Origin of the sequence: Methanothermococcus jasoni, from assembly GCF_049075655.1 — an archaeon.
Taxonomy (GTDB): Archaea; AGJL01; Methanococci; order Methanococcales; family Methanococcaceae; genus Methanofervidicoccus.
On the sequence record NZ_CP157522.1, the window covers coordinates 213780 to 231255 of the forward strand.

The following is a 17476-nucleotide window of genomic DNA, read 5'->3' on the forward strand; positions in this document are numbered from 1 at the left end:
TATTTTTAAAATTTATTAATAATTATTGGTTTTATTAATATATATCTATATTAACATATTTACTGAATTACTCCGTATCCAATCAATCTCCATCTTGAACCTATTCTTCTACTCATTGCTACTCTGTCTCCTTTATCGGCACATATTGGGAGTTTTAATTTTATATCTGCAATATCATCCCTTGCGGAGAGTATCACACCAACGGTTGTTGCTGTTCCAACATTCAACATTAATACTTCATTTGATTTCAATGGCTCAATTACCAATTCCTCTTTTGCACCAACGATTCTTTCAAGGAGATGTGCCTTTATGGTGATTTTATCCAATGTTTCAGGTAGTGTTCCAGGTTCTCCTGCAACGCTTCCGCTGAGAGCATCTGATTTTGTAAGGGCAGGGTCGAGCTCCGTTCCAACCCCTACCAATCCACCAGGATATGCCTTTTTAACCTTAGTCCCTCCAACTCCAAGAGAAGTTATTTTTGTAATAATCGGTTCCCAATAGGTTTTGTTTCCCTCTGTGATTTTTAAACCCGGTTTTATTTCAATTTCCTTTCCAACTTCGAGAACTCCTTGAATAATACTTCCCCCTATAACACCACCTTTAAGGTCTTTTATTTCGCTTCCAGGTTTGTTAATGTCAAAACTTCTTGCAACATACATTCTTGCTGGGAGCTCCGCATCTCTCTCAGGTGTTGGTATAATGTCTTCAATTGCCTTTAAGAGAACATCAATATTTGCACCGTGGTGTGCTGAAACTGGAATAATCGGGGCATTTTCTGCAACGGTTCCCTTTACAAACTCTTTTATTTGTTTGTAGTTTTCCTTAGCTCTTTCTTCATCCACAAGGTCTATTTTGTTCTGGACAATTATTACATTTTTGATTCCCAAAGCATCCAATGCCATTAAATGCTCCTTTGTCTGTGGTTGTGGACATTCCTCGTTTGCTGCAATTACCAATATTGCACCGTCCATTAATGAAGCTCCTGAAAGCATTGTAGCCATAAGAGTTTCGTGTCCCGGTGCATCTACAAAGGATATTTTTCTAAGTGTTTTGGTTTTTGAACCACATCTTGGACATACTGGATTTACAGTATATGCCTCAGGCTCTGGACATTTTGGACATTTTTTTATCTCGCAATCAGCATACCCCAATCTAATTGAGATACCTCTTTTTAATTCCTCACTGTGTGTATCTGTCCATACACCGGTTAGCTGTTTTGTTAAACTGGTTTTTCCATGGTCTACGTGTCCAACCATTCCAATATTTACTTCTGATTGTCTAGTCTTTGCCATACTATCCCTCTAAATATTTTTTATTTTTGGTTCCGCATTTGTGAGTGCATGATTATAATTGGAATATTATAATAAGAATAATAAAAGAGAATTAGCATTGTATATTCTATCTTTTATCAAATTCATTAACATCATATACCATTTATACGACACCATATATATAATTTACATCAAATAAGAAAAATAATTAGAACATATCCTACAATTACAAAATATAATTTGGTGGAATTATGGACAGTATGAAATCCTCCGCAGTATCTCTTGCATCGGGAACAATCATAAATGCAATAGCCACAGGAAAAGGCTCAGCATTTGGTATTGATTTAAAGGTAAAAGCAACTGTCGAGCTCATAGATGATGGCAAAAAACACATAGTGGGAAAGGTAAAAGACCACCCAAATGTAAAGACAAATCTCATAGAAACATGCGTAAAAAATGTTTTAGATTATTTTAAGCTGGATTATTCGGCGAAAGTCATTACAGAAACAGAAATTCCAATAAAATCAGGTTTAAGCAGTAGCAGTGCAACATCAAATGCAGTGGTTTTGGCAACCTTCGGAGCTCTGAACGAAAAAATAGACGACAAACTTATACTTGATTTGGCAATAAAATCGTCATTTGATGAAGGTTTGACCATCACAGGAGCTTATGATGATGCTACGGCGTCATACTATGGTGGAATTACCATTACAGACAATTTAAATAGGGAAATAATTAAAAGAGATACATTTAAAGAAGAAGATATAGATGTTTTGGTGCTTATGCCAAATTTAAATAAAAATGTAGATGTAAATAAGATGAAACTCTTAAAAAATTATGTTGAAGTGGCATTTAACGAGTGTTTAAGTGGAAACTACTACAACGCACTATTTTTAAATGGAATTTTATACGCTTCTGCTCTTAACTTCCCAACAAACATTGCCATAGAAGCAGTTGAGTGCGGAGCTCTGACAGCAGGACTATCTGGAACAGGTCCATCATACATAGCATTAAGTTATAAGGATGACACTGAGAAAGTTAGGGGAGCTCTTGAAAAATACGGTAAGGTAATCACTACAAAGTTGAATAATAAGGGAGCTGAAATAATTGATTAAAAACTATAAAGATAAATATTAAGTAATAAAGTTAAAATAAATAATATTAAAATAAATTTAAAAAATAATAAAGGTAAAGGTGAAATAGTGGTAAATAAAGTTTATGGAATAGGTGTAGGACCAGGAGATGAAGAACTATTGACTTTAAAAGCGGTAAGGATATTAAAAGAAGTAGATACAATCTTTGTTCCAATATCTAAAAAAGGAAAAACATCCGTAGCTTATGATATTATTAAAAATATTGTAGATGAAAATAAAAATATAGTGGAACTACTATTCCCAATGAGTAAAGATATAGAGTATTTAAAAAAACATTGGGAAGAGGCATTTAATACCATCAAAAACGCAGAGGGGGAAGTGGCAGTAATTACAATAGGGGACCCGACCCTTTACAGCACCTTTTCTTATGTTTGGAATTATCTAAAAGAAAATAATATTCCTGTTGAGATTATAAACGGCATTCCTTCACCATTTGCAAGTGCAGGGAGGTTGAATATCCCACTTGTTGAAGGGGATGAAAACCTTGTAATACTTCCGCAGGGAAAGGATTTGGAAAAATATTTGGGAGTATTTGATACCATCGTAGTTATGAAGACTAAGAGTTTAGGGGAAAAACTTAGAGCTCTCCTTGATGAAGAACATAAAAATGATTATCTTGTTGGTATCGTGTGCAGAGCATGTTGCGAGAATGAGGAAATTCAAATTGGAAAAATCGATGAAATCAATTTTGATGAAGTTAATGAATATCTATCCCTTGCTGTGATTAAGAAGATTAAATAATTAAAAAGCAGATTAAACGATTATTAATATAATAATTGTTTTTGCCTTTTGCACTAATTCCCTAATTTTTTTAACCTTTTAAATATTATTCTTACAATGGTGGTTACTATGCCCAAAATTACTAATAATGCCAAGATATAATAAAAAATTACTAAAATATTTATAGATATGATTTTAATATTGTCAAATATGGGATTACATCCTTTTATGAAATCATATATCAGTAAATAACCCACACAAAAAGCTAAAAGTACTAATAGAACCCTAAATTTGGTTATTCCCACATAAATCACCATTTAATAAATTAAAAATAAAGAAGTGAAAGGTCAGTATTATTAATTAATATTTACTTTACACATATCATAATCAGAGTCTCCAGTGCCCCAAATAGCACCGGTAATTGAATCACTAGATCTAAACTCAAAGCTTCCACTTTTACTGTATCTAACTTTTATAATGGTTTTTTTCTTATATTCTTCATATAACCCTGTGGAGCTCCACAATAACAAAGTACAAGGGCCTTCTACAAAGGAATTATCTAATCCTTGTTCTGGAACTATATATATCTCTCCAGATTTTAAATGTTTAATATAATTTGGATTTACGCCGTCAATAACGCCCTTATATTCAACACCCTCAGGTATTCTTAAATAATAAATTGTTGTAGGTATTATTAAACCATTAGCTTTATTATCTACATCTATTGTAATTGACCCATAACTATTAATTGAAGTATAATATTTATCGGGATATATATCTACTGTTGCAGTAGGATGCGGTATCCTCAAATCTATACCTTTGGTGGATAACATTGTGGATTTTTCAAATAATTTAGAGCTTATATGTTCAATAGGATTATAAGTTGTTTTCATTGTTGTGTATTTTTTACCATCCACATACATTTCAGTTAAATATGTGTCTTTTACTTTTTTAGTTATGAATTTATAGTTTATTGTTTTTCCTGTTTTCTTATCCATTATTTTAAGAGTAGCAACTTTTCCATTTGTATGATAGGTTATGAGATTTCCATTAACATTTACTATTTGGTCTGTTGGCGTATTTTTTACTACCTCAACATCTACCTTCTGCATTTCAATATTTTTGTTATTTTCCACACTAATAGCACTTACAGATGCAATTGTGGAACATACAATTAATATTCCAAATAAAAAGGATAAAATCTTTTTCATATTCTACACCCCAATTTATTATTTTGGTTAGGAAATACCTTATCATTTGATTATCTACTTAACGTTCCTACCTCACTTAAATATACAATTCTATTACTGTTTTCAAATTCCATATATCACCCCCATAATTTTACAAAAATAACTTTTTCTTTTCCATATATTTAAAATTTTCTATATATAATTATTATGATATTTCATAAAAATTATGTTTTTTTATAATTATTATGATGAATCATAAAATTTTATGGTTAAGCATAATTATTATGATACTTTATAAATCGAAAGAATTAAGAATATGGATATAGAAGTATTAAAAAATAAATAAAAATAAACATCTAAATCTTATCAATTTCCTTAGATTTATTTAAATAATAACCAAATAACTCCCTCCCCCACATTAAAGCATTTTTATCATAAGATATTAAAAATTCACTTACATCATAAACACCATTTTTAAAATACAAAGAAAGATATAAAAACCTATCAGAAACTACCATAGCTAATTTTGCATCTTTGACAACATACATTTTTGCATTGCCTAACTCCAAATATTCGTTGAGCTCTTTGGGATTTTTCTCTTTCACCTTATTAAATACATTTTCAGTTAAAATTAAATAGATATTTTTGCCAGTTTTTGCAAGTTTTAAAAACGTCAAAGGATAATCTGGATGATAAATAGATGAGATTCCATATATATTATCCGATACCTCAATATTCCTTATAAATCCTTCATGAAGTTCATAAATACCTTCTAATGGATTTTTTACAACTTCACAACTTTCTAACTCATAAATTCTTTTTAATAAGTTGTTAGGAATTGGTGAAATATCGTGATTATTCCAGAAATCCATATACTTTTCAACAATATCCGCCCCCAACATAAATCCAAGAAATAATTCTTTAACTAACTTTCCAGATTCAGTTAATGAGTATTTTCCATTTTTAGATTTAACTAACTCCTCATACTCAAGTTTTCTTAGATATGGTAAGAGATTTGATGGTGTTATATCAAGAGTTTTTGATAACTCTGCAAGTGATTTTGAAACATCTGAAAGCTCTAAAATTATTTTACATCTTTTTTCAGAAGTTATTAATAATTTTAATAACCTTTGCAAAAATATCCCCCTCAAATCTTTTAGCCTAATATATTTGGAAAAAATATATATTTTTATCATTAAAAGTAATAAATGGAAAAGTATTTAAAAAAATTTTAAAAATTATTCAACAATCTCCTTCAAAATCTCCAAAAACCTCTCATCCTCTTCAAAAGTTCCAATAGCAACCCTTACATAATTATCTCCAAGACCTTCAAATGAATAACAGTCCCTTACAATTACCCCTCTTTTCAAGAGCTCCTCACAAAACTCACCTGAGCTCATGCCATTTTTAACCTCAACTAACAAATAGTTTGCCTCAGATGGATAAACTCTTAATTCTTTAAACTTCTTCAATCCTTCGTATAATATTTCTCTGCTCCTTATACCGTCATTTTTTGATTTATTGAAAAATTCCTTATCTCTTAGTGCTGTGATGGCACAGATTTGGCTTAATCTTGTTAAACTGAATATTGGTTTAACCCTCATCATATAATCTACGATTTTTTTACTTGTGATGCCGTAGCCAATTCTCTGACCTGCTAAACCAAATACCTTTGAAAATGTTCTTAATACTAAAACATTGTCATACTTCAATGCCCATTCTGTTAAATCGTATTCCTCTTTTGAGTATTCAATATAGGCGTGGTCTATTACCACCAACGCATCGGTTGAATTTATGATTTTTTCAATGTCCTTTTTATCAATTATATTTCCTGTTGGGTTGTTTGGGGTGCATAGGAATATAATTTTTGTTTTATCTGTAATATTGTTTAAAACACTATCAACATCCAATTCAAAATCCTTTTCCTTGTCAAATTTTGCATATTTTACATTTGCACCATATATTTTTGCAGATATTCTATACTGTGTAAAGGTAGGTATTGGAATAATTACCTCATCACCATTATCAATTAATATTCTCATCATTGTGTCTATTATCTCATCTGCACCATCTCCACCAACAATAATATTTTCCTTCGGAGCTCCTGTGAATTTGGAGAGCTCTTCCATAAGTATTGGATTTACAGGCTCTGGGTATTGGTGGAGTTTTGGAATCTCTTTTAATATTTCATCCTTTATTTTTGGAGAACATCCCCATGGATTTTCATTTGAACCTAATTTTATAATATCGTCTGGATTTATTCCGTAAGTTCTTGCTATTTCTTCCTTTGATTTTCCAGGAACATAAGCTTTAAAGGATTTTACTACATCTCTTATTTTATTATCTATCATATAATCACCGTCATTTGATAATACACATACATTATAAAGTGCAATTAGTGATTTTAATGTAATTCTTACTTTATAATTATATTTGTATCTATGATATGCAAAAGTGGAATTATTATATTGGTAAATAATGCAACCACAGAATATATAATACTTATCAATTTTTATTAAAGGAATTAGAGGTTAGAAAATATTGGATAATGTTAAGACAATATTAAATAAACTTGAAAATAACATCTATTGAAACAATAACCCATTATATACTTATTAATCGATATATAATCAAATATGCCACATCAATCACGTTTAAATAACTAGGTGTATGTGTAGATATTCCACAATATATGGGAGTGAAAATTACTAATTTTTTATCATATATTTAATTTTTTATACCTATTTTAAAAATGAATAAAAAATAAGAATCTAATTATAATGCACTTTTAACCTTTTCAGTGCTTCTCTTCATGGATATTCTAATCAACCCCAAATTTACCTTAGCATCGGTTAAAACAACCAAAATACCTTCTCCTGCATCAGTCATTAATGTTTTTCCATACTCCCCTTCAATCATCATCTGTTGTAAGTTCCCCTGATTTATCTCTGATGCCGTTCTTTCAGCCGAACCATATGCTGCAGATGCCATAGCACCAATTAATTCCGTATCTATGCCTGATGGCATTTGAGCTGCAATTACGAGTCCGTCTTTACCTACAACCATTGAACCTTTTATACCTTCGGTTTTGTTCAAATCTGACAGTATTCTATCTATCATGGTTTCACCATTGGTTTTTATAGGATATGTTCCTATTAATTATTTAAATATCTTTTGATTTATTTCAAACGATATGATGCCCTTAGAATTGTGATTTTCTTTATTTTGAACGAAGTGTGGGAATTATAGTTTTTTGTTATTCCTCATACATCGAGATTGGCAAAAATATTTTTTAATTCATCAAAACCTTTATTTTTTAGTGCCGAACCTTCGACGATATGATAATAATTATTACATAAAACTTCAATTTCTTTTTTTAATTCTTCAAGTTTCTTTTTATCTACAATGTCTATTTTATTTATAAATATGATATAAGGTATTCTTTTGGAACATAATTTATCAATTATTTTTTTATCCAGTTTATTTAGTCCAGCGGCGGCATCTAAAACCAGTAATACAAAATCCACTCCATTTAATGCCAATTCCCTCATAAATTCAAACCGTTCCTGCCCCGGAGTGCCAAATAAATGTAATTTTCTTCCATTTATTACCGTATTTCCATAATCTATTGCTACTGTGGTTCCATTATGTTCTACTTTACCTATGTTTCCAATTAAATTTTCCATTAATGTGGTTTTCCCCACATCTTCGGAACCCATGACAACAATTTTTATTTCTTTCATAATACTCCCTTAATCCGTGAATAACTTTCTCATACTCCGTTTAATAGCTCCATTTGCCGCAGCTCCCCCAATCAATGTTCTAAGTTCTTTCACAAGTGCCTGAGCTGCAACAAGTGTTGTTGGATTTATTGTTGCATTTTGAGATTCGCTTAATAATTTTTCATCTAAATTATTTAATATGTCTAACGCATCGTCTAATTCTTTCTGTTCTTCCAATAGGTGCATGGATGATGCACTTTTTATAAGTAATTCTGGATTTATGGCTTTTAGAAGCCCTTTAACTCCCGAGGTTTCCACAAGTGAAGCCATTGTTTGAAGTGTCATGATAATTTGCTGTTCAATCATTTTTTCCGGAGCTCCTATAACATTTTTACCCACACTATAATAATCTAAAACGCCAGCTAGTGCAACAGCAGTTACAAGAGAACCCATGTCTGCAACAGAGGATGAAACATCAGCAGGAACCACATAAGCTTTTTTATTGGCACTTTCTGCCAGTTCAACACATTTTTTTATCTGCTCATCAGTAGCATAATTTGTTCCATCTGTTGAAGTTCCGCTTATCACATAATGGCTATGCTGTGGAGTTCCAGGAACCGCAGCAGGATGCATTGAAGATATACCCACATCCTTTCTTTTTGTTCTGAGCTCTACTTCAAGTGCAGCATATAAAACAGCGGGGGATATTGTGCATGTATTTGCTATAATGGCATTTTCCGGGAGGTGGGGAATTATATTTTTTGCTATTTCAATAGTTTTTTTTCCAAATGGTGTGAAAAATATGGCTATCTCCCCATGCCTTGCAGCTTCGATATCGTCTGAAACCACCTTAACCCCGGATTCTTCAACTTTTTTCCACATTTCCTCAGTTAGTATATTTTTGTTAGGTTCTGCAAGTACAACATCATGTCCTGCTTCTGCAAACTCCATGGCAATTCTACTTCCGCCATAAGGTGCCTCCCCACCATAATTTTCAGGTAAATTTAATTGATTTACATACAGGTTTTGGTTTCCTGCACCATATACTGAAATTTTCATAATATACCTCCTCTATTGAACTAAATAAAATAATATTGTATCAATTGTTTATAAATGTTTTATTATAATTATGCATCAATCATACAAAAAAGAATATGGTAGTTATAATTATAAAGAGACTAAACTCGAAGCAGAAGCCGAAATTTAATCTTTTGACTTTATATTACTTCACTAGGATATTAATCGAATCAAAGGAATACATTTAACATTGACTAAATATATTCCTAATTATATTTTTTCAATTACTAAGATTCCATCACTTAAAGATGTGTGTTTAAAATCATAGCCCATAGATTCCAAGGTATCCAATATTTCTTTTTTCGAATGATAGTTTTTAAAAAATTTATTTAATCTATTATAAAACTCAAATAATTCAACATTTATATCAGAAGCTGTATCTTTAAAGAATTCCTCTGCAATAAATAGTTTACCTCCTGAACGCAGAGCATCCATCATCTTTTTGAGGAATATCTTTGGTGATGAAGCATACTTTAGTGTATATGTGCATATAACATAATCGTATTTATTTTTAATTATTGCATCGCAAAAATCCATATGTTTTAATAATACACTGCCATTATCCCATCTTTTAGTTCTTATTTCAGCTATTTTCAGTAAATTTTTTGATATATCTATGCCAGTATATTTTCCCCTAGGGAATATTTTGGAGATATAAAATTCAGGAGACCTAGAACCACAACCTACATCCAATATATAATCGCCATTTTCTAAACCTAAATATTTCGCAGCAATATTTCTACATGATTTCAAATATGAGGTATTTAGTATTATGTCCCAAATATCAGCGTCTTCTATAAAATTAAGCAATATTTTTGGATGGTTATATCCTATAAGGGCATATTTAGATAACTTAGTCATATGGTCGTAGTTTATTGAATAATCTTCCATAAATTTGTCGTATTCTGGATGCTTTATAATTATTTTTTTATCCCTATTTAGTTCTAAACTACCATTTTCGTTTTGATATATTATCTCTAATTTTATGGCAGTTTTTATGTAGTCATTGAGAAAATCATTGTTGGGATAACCTAGAAGTGAATTTACTTCATTTATTTTTGGTTTATATTTATCAATTACGCCATATATTCCAAAATCCATGCCCTGCTTAAAAAATGCTACCAGTAATTCATTACTTAAATATTTTATGGTAAAATCCATGGATTTAAGTGCAGCATTTATGTCATCTATTTTATATTCATATTCGTAACTACTCCTCCCAACTATGTCCTGTATTCTATGATTAAAATTAATTCCCATAATATCACCACTTATCAATTGAATCATAATCTTTTAGGTATTCAACAACATTTTTTCCATAATTAGTTATTACATAGATTTTCATGCCTGCTTCATCGATACACTCAACAAGACCCATCTCAATTAATGAATAACTCCCATTGTATCGATTCCCCATTCCTTTTAGACATCCCAATACATTGCTAGGGTCTGAACCCACCCATCTCGAGAGCTCTGAAAGATATACTCCCTGCGGGTGTATTTTATATAGGAAAAATAATATTTTTTTTCTTAATTTGCTTTTGTTTAATGACCTCAATATTGTGGGGTTGATAAATATCATATCTTTTGCCATCATGCCGTCACACCTGAAGAGTATTATTTCTTAATAACATTATAATTCATATGCATACGATATTATTATGATTATAACATAGGTTAATGTCATAGGTTATAAACCGATAATTATGATATAATTTATGATAATATAATAAATATGAATAAAATTGGAGATAATATCAGGCTGCCGAAAATACTGTGGATATTAAATTCCTTATAATTGAATAAATGCTTTCAAATACACTTTTTTTAGCAGTATTGTTAATATTTTCAGGTATTGTATGATTATTTAACTCAGATGTTGAATGATTATCTACGCTATTGTTGTTAATTACAGAAGGTGGTGTAATGCTGATATTGTTGTTTTTAACAACACCTCCTTTTTTAACAATATTTTTACTTTTTTCTAAAACCATTGGGTAATATGCCCCATTATCTTTGATAAAATTGGGTATTTCTACATAAAGCTTTAAAGTATAATTTCCTTCATCCAAATCCCTCAATTTTACATTAATATGTTTAATTTCTAGAGGATGTATCATTTCAGAGTGTGCTTCACTTTTAAATACTGATACATTGTCTTTAATTAACTCAATCCAATAATTATAATGTATATTGACTGGAAATGCATCGACGGAATCAGAAACTATCTCTGCATGAATCTGGGAATTGTTGTAGGTCAGATTTGTTATGGATAAGGGTGCCACTACCTTAATGGGCTTGGTAATAATAGGAGTGGCATTGGAAAGATTATCCCATATTGCGGTTGGAATTGCATAAAACAAAATATGTCCTTCAAACCCCTCATTAAACTTAATTTTGAAATCAATGGTTTTAAGTCCATTTGGTGGAATATATACTACCCTTTTTGGAGTAGTCGTTTTCACATATCCATCACCCCTCACAACCTCAATCCAAGTTAAACATTCAATTTTTTCATTTAGTGGATTATTCAATGTAGCTACAAATGTATTATAACATCCCGCCACAGGATAGTGTCTAAACACGGGATTTTCATTGATAACAGCAATTTTAGGTCTTAGTGTATCATTATAATCTAGTTCAGCTTTTATATTATGTGCATTAAAATGAATAGTTTTAGAAAATTCTGCCAATGCATCATCTGTTTTTACAAAGAATTGCACATCTCCATTAGCTCCAGTATTAAATGATATTGGAATTGAAATGGTCTTTTCCGCATGAGCTCCTAATGTAAATGGAACATCTGAAATGTAATTTACAACCCCTTCTTTAAAATCATCTTTAAGAATGAGATTTCCAGAGAGGGTTTTATTATATTTATTTACCAATGTTATTTTCATTATGTATGTTCTTCCAACCAATATATCTGCATAGTTGTTAGTTAGCACATAACTCCTATTATCATAAGAATATGTAATATTTTTTATCCTTACAACTGGAATTTTCTCAGGATTTATATTAAGATTTTTAGTTTCAATATATGTATAGGTTCCAGCTGAACAGATTACAATTTTAATCTGTTTATTTCCAGTATAGTTAATATAGCAAGGAATATAAACATCTTTAGTTTCAAAACTGCTCATATTTACATTCTCAGTAGCGGTCCCCATATCATTTTCAATCGATATGGTTCCAAATGTTATACCATCGAATCTATTTTTTAATGTTAATTTAACAATCGCCAAATAAGGATCAGTTTTTAAATACGCCCTTGGTATAACATTATCTTTGTTATAATAACTGTAATGGTCTATCATCTTTTTTAATTCATCGTCTTCAATGTTTGAATCTTTATAAAACTTTCTTAAAATATCCGCAGTAGTTTTATTAATATTGGTGACTACCTCAAAATTCGTCAAAGATATTGGATAAAAAAATTTCTTATCAGATTTATTGCGAGAATATATTATATTTAAATTATCGCTCCCCGTTATTTCAGTATTTGCAGGACCATCCGCGTAATCATGAACCCCCATCACATCGGTATGGACCTGAATTTTTATTGCATCGGCATCCTGGACCACTGGAGGAATCTTGAAAGATACTTCGGATTCACCATATTTTGGAACATATATTAATTTACTATCATTTTCACCATAATATAGAACTCCCGCATCATTTTTATTCTTACTTGCATCTTTATTATAATCCTGAGATACTACTGCAATCCATGTTTTAACCATGTAATCTGACTGAGAATACTTATTATTTTTTAAACTAATTTTAAACCATGGAGAATTACATACTTCAATATTTGGATTGGATTCATTAACGTATGAATCACTGCATGTTATATTTTCAATATCAATTGGATTGGCAACATATATCGTCGTTGATTTAGATGTCAATATATTCCCATTTTCATCTAATACTGATACATATATTTTATGAGGGCCAAATTCCTCAAATTTTAATTTTGCATTTATCACCTCCCCCTTGTTTGGGCTCGGCGGCATAGATATTATTGGAGATTGCCATGATATTCCTTCATCTGATTTAATATCTAGAATAATATTATGCTGGTATGTGTCATGATTAACAACTGCAACACAAATATTAGGGAAGATGCCTACGTCGATATAATATCCACCATATTCCCCATTCAGACCTATAAGAGTATTTGATGTCCAAATATTAGATACTTCAATATTATTTCCATATAATCCATGAATACCGCCAATTAGAATCCCTATAATTATTATATAATGTATTTTTTTCATGGTGTCCCTCAATGGATAAATAACTTAATATAAAATAAATTAAAAATAAAGACCCATATATAATATAACTTGTTCAATTTATATTATTTAAATATAATAGTGTATGTGTATATGTAGGTTATATTATAATCGGAGAATATGGGTAATTAAACCAAAAAAGGTGATTTAATGAAGTTAAAATATCCTAGCTTGATTCTTTGCATGATTTTTTTACTAATGAATGCAGGATATGCCCTAAATTACAAATGGACATCAACAATACCTGTTGAATTTGTCCCACTTTCAAGTATTGATAATCAAACACAGTTGGAATATTATTTAAATAAGCATAATATTGTTGTTTTTTATATGGATGAAAAATATAGTATAAAAAGTAACGATTGGATACTATATAAATTTAATATTACAAGAGTTAGCCCAGACAAAATTCCAGACTATGGAAATTACACACTCGTAAGTAGTAATGGGGTTGTTGTATTATATCCCGAAAATAGTGTATATCGTGATAAAGATGGGGCATTGATATACAATACACCAATGCCAGTAAATGATGTAGAATATAAAATTCAACATGTTCCCCCAGTGAAACAGGAGAAGAATAGTATAATCCCAGATTATTATGATTATGTATTAATAAATAACGGAACATTTATCATATATCCTCAAAAATACATAACAAGGGACGACGATGGTGCATTAATTTATAATCCTCCATTAAAACAAAATAATAGTAAAGAATACAAGATATCATATGGGAAGCATATTAATGAAAAAGTAATCCCAAATTATTATGATTATGTATTTGTAAATCAAAATAATGTTTTTGTTATATATCCTCAAAAATACATAACAAAGAACAAAGACGGTGCAATAATATACAATCCGCCATTAGATATTAAAAACGATAATATTCCAATATATAATGTTAGCACTAAATTAATAGATGCAGAAAAAGGAGTTTATGAAATCAAACCTAAAAAAATATTGATAACGCACCCAATAAATCCAGATGACAAAAATATTTTGGATTTCATTGGATATTATGTTTCAGAAAATAACGGGACATTTGCATATATAAACAAAGTTCCACCACACTACAAACATGTTCTCATTAACGGAATAGTGGTTCAAAATGCCATCCCTGATAAAAACGGAGACTATGCAGTAGATGTTGCAGGGAGAAAGATAAAAGTCGATTTAAGAGATGATGATTTAATAAATAAAAAGATAAAAACAGTAAAAGGACTCTCGGAGATTTTAAATATAAATGCAACCTATATATCAACAGGTTCAGAAAATTTAAAGGTTATTAAAAAAGAAAACCCTGATAAGAATGAATTGGATGCATTGTTAAATGAATATTGGTTTAAAAAATGGTATAATGATGAATATTACCATACATACTACAACCCATCAAATATTAAAAACAATTACAATGCCAAAGATTTTGACGTATTGGCCATGAGCTATTATCCGATAATATACACCGATAAAGCACCTGAAACTTTCCAAAATGACCCAAAAGGTGGATATTACCCAGAGGTTATAAGTTATAAAGGAACTGATGATATTGGATACTGGGAAAAAGGGGTAAAATCCGATAATAAATATTATTATTACGATAAAAATGAACCCCATTGGAATGATAACGATAAATATGTAAGTAATTGGTATTATGAAGGAAAATCCGTTTCGCCTGCAAATGATTCTGAAATGAACGATAAATACAAATATTTCAACCAATGGTTTGTTAAAAATTATGGCTATGCAGTAAGTGAAGGTGTTGATGGATTGCTTTTAACATCTAATGATAAAAACCTGGTTGATGCAGTGTTTGGAAAAGAAAATAATAATATATCGTGGAAACTTGCCATGGATGGCAAACTAAGTTATGTTGTAATCCCTGATTACAAAGGAGTTTCAAAGGAAAATAACATAACAATAGTAAAAATCCCTGGATTAACCAATGACCTATATGGCATGCATTATATCAAAGAATACTATATCCCCCCAAAGGACGAAGAATTTGGAGTTTATGTGGCAGATATTGTGGAATATAACGTCAGCAAAATATATATGTTAAAGAATAACTATACGTGGATTTGTTCATTTAAAAATTATGCAGATTGGATAAATAATTATATGTATAGCAACATTAAAATAGTAAATAGCACCATAATAATTGCAAAATCTAACAATCCCATAAAAATAACTATTTACAAAAAAGGAACAAATATTACCTCCCCCGACCTGTTAAAAATACCAATGGAAGAATACGATAAGAATTCAAATAAAATAATATTATATTGTTTTTCCAACGGGAGCTCTACAATAAAATTAAGTTAAATTCCAATAATTATAACATATGGTGATTTTATGAAAATAGGATTTTATAATATACAGGGAGGCACGGGAAAAACCACCATTGCTACAAATATGGCTTATTACCTTAGTGATAGGATAAAAACCATATATATAGACTGCGATATATTTGGGGGCAATGGGGCATTATTATTTGGGCTCGAAAATAACCCCAATACCTTAAATGCATATTTGGATAGAGAATGCAGTTTGGATGATATTATTCATGAACATGATAATTTATCAATTATCGTTTGTGATACAACCCCAAATGCATTTAATACAGACATAGACCAGAAAAAATTTTTAGATGTCATAAGATTCGCAGATGAACATTATGATGTTGTTATACTTGATTTGCCACCAAATATCACCGAAGGTAATATATTATTCTCCAATGAGAATGTATTAAATAAAATGATAGTGGTGGCAGAGGATAGTATTCCAGGAATTGCAAATACTCTTAAAACTATTGAATTATTGCATGCCCTTAGTATTGAAATTGTGGGGACTATTGTAAATAAAGATAGAAGTATTGTAGATTTTGAGGATATATTGGATAATGTTATGGCCATACTCCCATATGATAAAAAAGTTGAATATCAATGGCTGGATGGAGTCCCAATTATAAAAAAACGGTCAGCATTTGGAAAGGAACTAAGTTTTTTAGCTGATGAACTAACTGAAGCATATATAGAAAAAGATTTGGCTACTTTGAGAGCTCTAAAAATAGCAAAAGAATTTAGGAGCTCTATTATTGGAAATGATGATAACCGTAAATTTGATGAATTTTAATGTTAAGATTAACGCTGCATTTAATACTATTAACCTAATATTAATAAAAATAAATTACATGATGGTGGAATAGGTGCTAACAAAAAGAATTATTCCATGCTTGGATATAAAAGAAGGAAGAGTTGTAAAAGGAACAAATTTTGTTGAGTTAAGGGACGCGGGTGACCCCGTAGAGCTCTCAAAAATATACAATGAACAGGGTGCAGATGAGCTCGTGTTTTTAGACATTACTGCATCATATGAAAAAAGAGATATATTAATAGATTTAGTAGAAAGGACAGCAGAGCAGGTATTTATCCCCTTAACAGTTGGTGGAGGTATAAAAACTGTCGATGATTTTAGAAGAATACTCAGGGCAGGGGCTGATAAAATATCTATAAATACTGCTGCGGTTAAAAATCCTGCATTGATTAGAGAAGCTAGTGAAATATTCGGTTCTCAGTGTGTAGTTGTAGCTATTGACGTAAAAAGAAACTACGTTGATGAAGATAAACTTGAATCCAAAGATTTGGAAGATAAAAATATCGTAAAAATTGACAAAAATAAATACTGCTGGTTTGAAGTCTATATCTATGGAGGTAGGAAAGGAACAGGCATTGATGCTATTGAATGGGGTAAGGAAGTGGAGGAGCTCGGTGCAGGGGAGATACTTTTAACCAGTATGGATGCAGATGGAACAAAAGAAGGTTATGATATTGAACTAACAAAATCAATGTCAATGAATGTAAAACTTCCAGTAATAGCAAGTGGTGGTTGCGGAGCTCTTGAACATATCTATGATGCATTCGAGTATGGGAAAGCGGATGCAGCACTGATGGCTAGCATACTGCATTATAGGGAATATACTGTTCAGGAGATAAAGGAATATTTATTAAAAAAGAGTATTCCTGTTAGATTATAATTTGT

General features: G+C 30.6%; 15 protein-coding genes. 5 read left to right on the forward strand and 10 right to left on the reverse strand.

Annotated elements, in window-relative coordinates; genetic code table 11:
• Positions 1-59: 59 nt before the first annotated feature.
• Positions 60-1292 carry a translation initiation factor IF-2 subunit gamma gene (locus Mjas_RS01055; protein WP_421077954.1) on the reverse strand — a complete coding sequence of 411 codons (1233 nt, stop codon included), beginning with the start codon at positions 1290-1292 and terminating at the stop codon, positions 60-62.
• A gap of 239 nt (positions 1293-1531) precedes the next feature.
• Between Mjas_RS01055 and Mjas_RS01060 the strand changes: the two genes are divergently transcribed.
• Positions 1532-2386, forward strand: a complete 855-nt coding sequence (locus tag Mjas_RS01060) for a shikimate kinase (RefSeq protein WP_421078545.1) — start codon at positions 1532-1534, stop codon at positions 2384-2386.
• A gap of 87 nt (positions 2387-2473) precedes the next feature.
• Positions 2474-3166 carry a precorrin-2 C(20)-methyltransferase gene (cobI, locus tag Mjas_RS01065; protein WP_421077955.1) on the forward strand — a complete coding sequence of 231 codons (693 nt, stop codon included), beginning with the start codon at positions 2474-2476 and terminating at the stop codon, positions 3164-3166.
• Between the two features lie 335 nt (positions 3167-3501).
• Here the strand turns inward: cobI and Mjas_RS01070 are convergent, their stop codons facing one another.
• The 9 genes from Mjas_RS01070 to Mjas_RS01110 all read right to left on the reverse strand — a co-directional run bounded on the left by Mjas_RS01070 (position 3502) and on the right by Mjas_RS01110 (position 13414).
• Positions 3502-4356 carry a hypothetical protein gene (locus Mjas_RS01070; RefSeq protein ID WP_421077956.1) on the reverse strand — a complete coding sequence of 285 codons (855 nt, stop codon included), beginning with the start codon at positions 4354-4356 and terminating at the stop codon, positions 3502-3504.
• Between the two features lie 335 nt (positions 4357-4691).
• Positions 4692-5471, reverse strand: coding sequence for a helix-turn-helix transcriptional regulator (locus Mjas_RS01075; RefSeq protein WP_421077957.1), 780 nt, complete (start codon positions 5469-5471; stop codon positions 4692-4694).
• A 102-nt stretch (positions 5472-5573) separates the two neighbouring features.
• Positions 5574-6686: a histidinol-phosphate transaminase gene (gene hisC / locus Mjas_RS01080; protein WP_421077958.1), complete on the reverse strand. Its 1113-nt coding sequence runs from the start codon at positions 6684-6686 to the stop codon at positions 5574-5576.
• 424 nt (positions 6687-7110) lie between these two features.
• Positions 7111-7455, reverse strand: a complete 345-nt coding sequence (locus tag Mjas_RS01085; RefSeq protein WP_421077959.1) for a roadblock/LC7 domain-containing protein — start codon at positions 7453-7455, stop codon at positions 7111-7113.
• Positions 7456-7598: 143 nt separating this feature from the next.
• Positions 7599-8081 carry a GTPase domain-containing protein gene (locus Mjas_RS01090; protein WP_421078546.1) on the reverse strand — a complete coding sequence of 161 codons (483 nt, stop codon included), beginning with the start codon at positions 8079-8081 and terminating at the stop codon, positions 7599-7601.
• A 6-nt stretch (positions 8082-8087) separates the two neighbouring features.
• On the reverse strand, positions 8088-9116 hold the full coding sequence (locus Mjas_RS01095; RefSeq protein WP_421077960.1) for a H(2)-dependent methylenetetrahydromethanopterin dehydrogenase-related protein: 1029 nt from the start codon (positions 9114-9116) through the stop codon (positions 8088-8090).
• Positions 9117-9344: 228 nt separating this feature from the next.
• Positions 9345-10394 (reverse strand): class I SAM-dependent methyltransferase, encoded by a 1050-nt coding sequence (locus Mjas_RS01100; protein WP_421077961.1) that lies wholly within the window; start codon positions 10392-10394, stop codon positions 9345-9347.
• 4 nt (positions 10395-10398) lie between these two features.
• Entirely contained in the window at positions 10399-10731 is a 333-nt protein-coding gene (locus Mjas_RS01105; RefSeq protein WP_421077962.1) for a helix-turn-helix domain-containing protein, read from the reverse strand.
• 160 nt (positions 10732-10891) lie between these two features.
• Positions 10892-13414, reverse strand: a complete 2523-nt coding sequence (locus Mjas_RS01110) for a hypothetical protein (RefSeq protein ID WP_421077963.1) — start codon at positions 13412-13414, stop codon at positions 10892-10894.
• Positions 13415-13582: 168 nt separating this feature from the next.
• Here Mjas_RS01110 and Mjas_RS01115 point away from each other — a divergent pair, with 168 nt between their 5' ends.
• The 3 genes from Mjas_RS01115 to hisF all read left to right on the forward strand — a co-directional run bounded on the left by Mjas_RS01115 (position 13583) and on the right by hisF (position 17471).
• Entirely contained in the window at positions 13583-15760 is a 2178-nt protein-coding gene (locus Mjas_RS01115; protein WP_421077964.1) for a hypothetical protein, read from the forward strand.
• A 30-nt stretch (positions 15761-15790) separates the two neighbouring features.
• Complete coding sequence (locus Mjas_RS01120; RefSeq protein WP_421077965.1) at positions 15791-16570, forward strand: MinD/ParA family ATP-binding protein; 780 nt, start codon at positions 15791-15793, stop codon at positions 16568-16570.
• 73 nt (positions 16571-16643) lie between these two features.
• Positions 16644-17471: an imidazole glycerol phosphate synthase subunit HisF gene (gene hisF, locus Mjas_RS01125; protein ID WP_421077966.1), complete on the forward strand. Its 828-nt coding sequence runs from the start codon at positions 16644-16646 to the stop codon at positions 17469-17471.
• Positions 17472-17476: the final 5 nt, after the last annotated feature.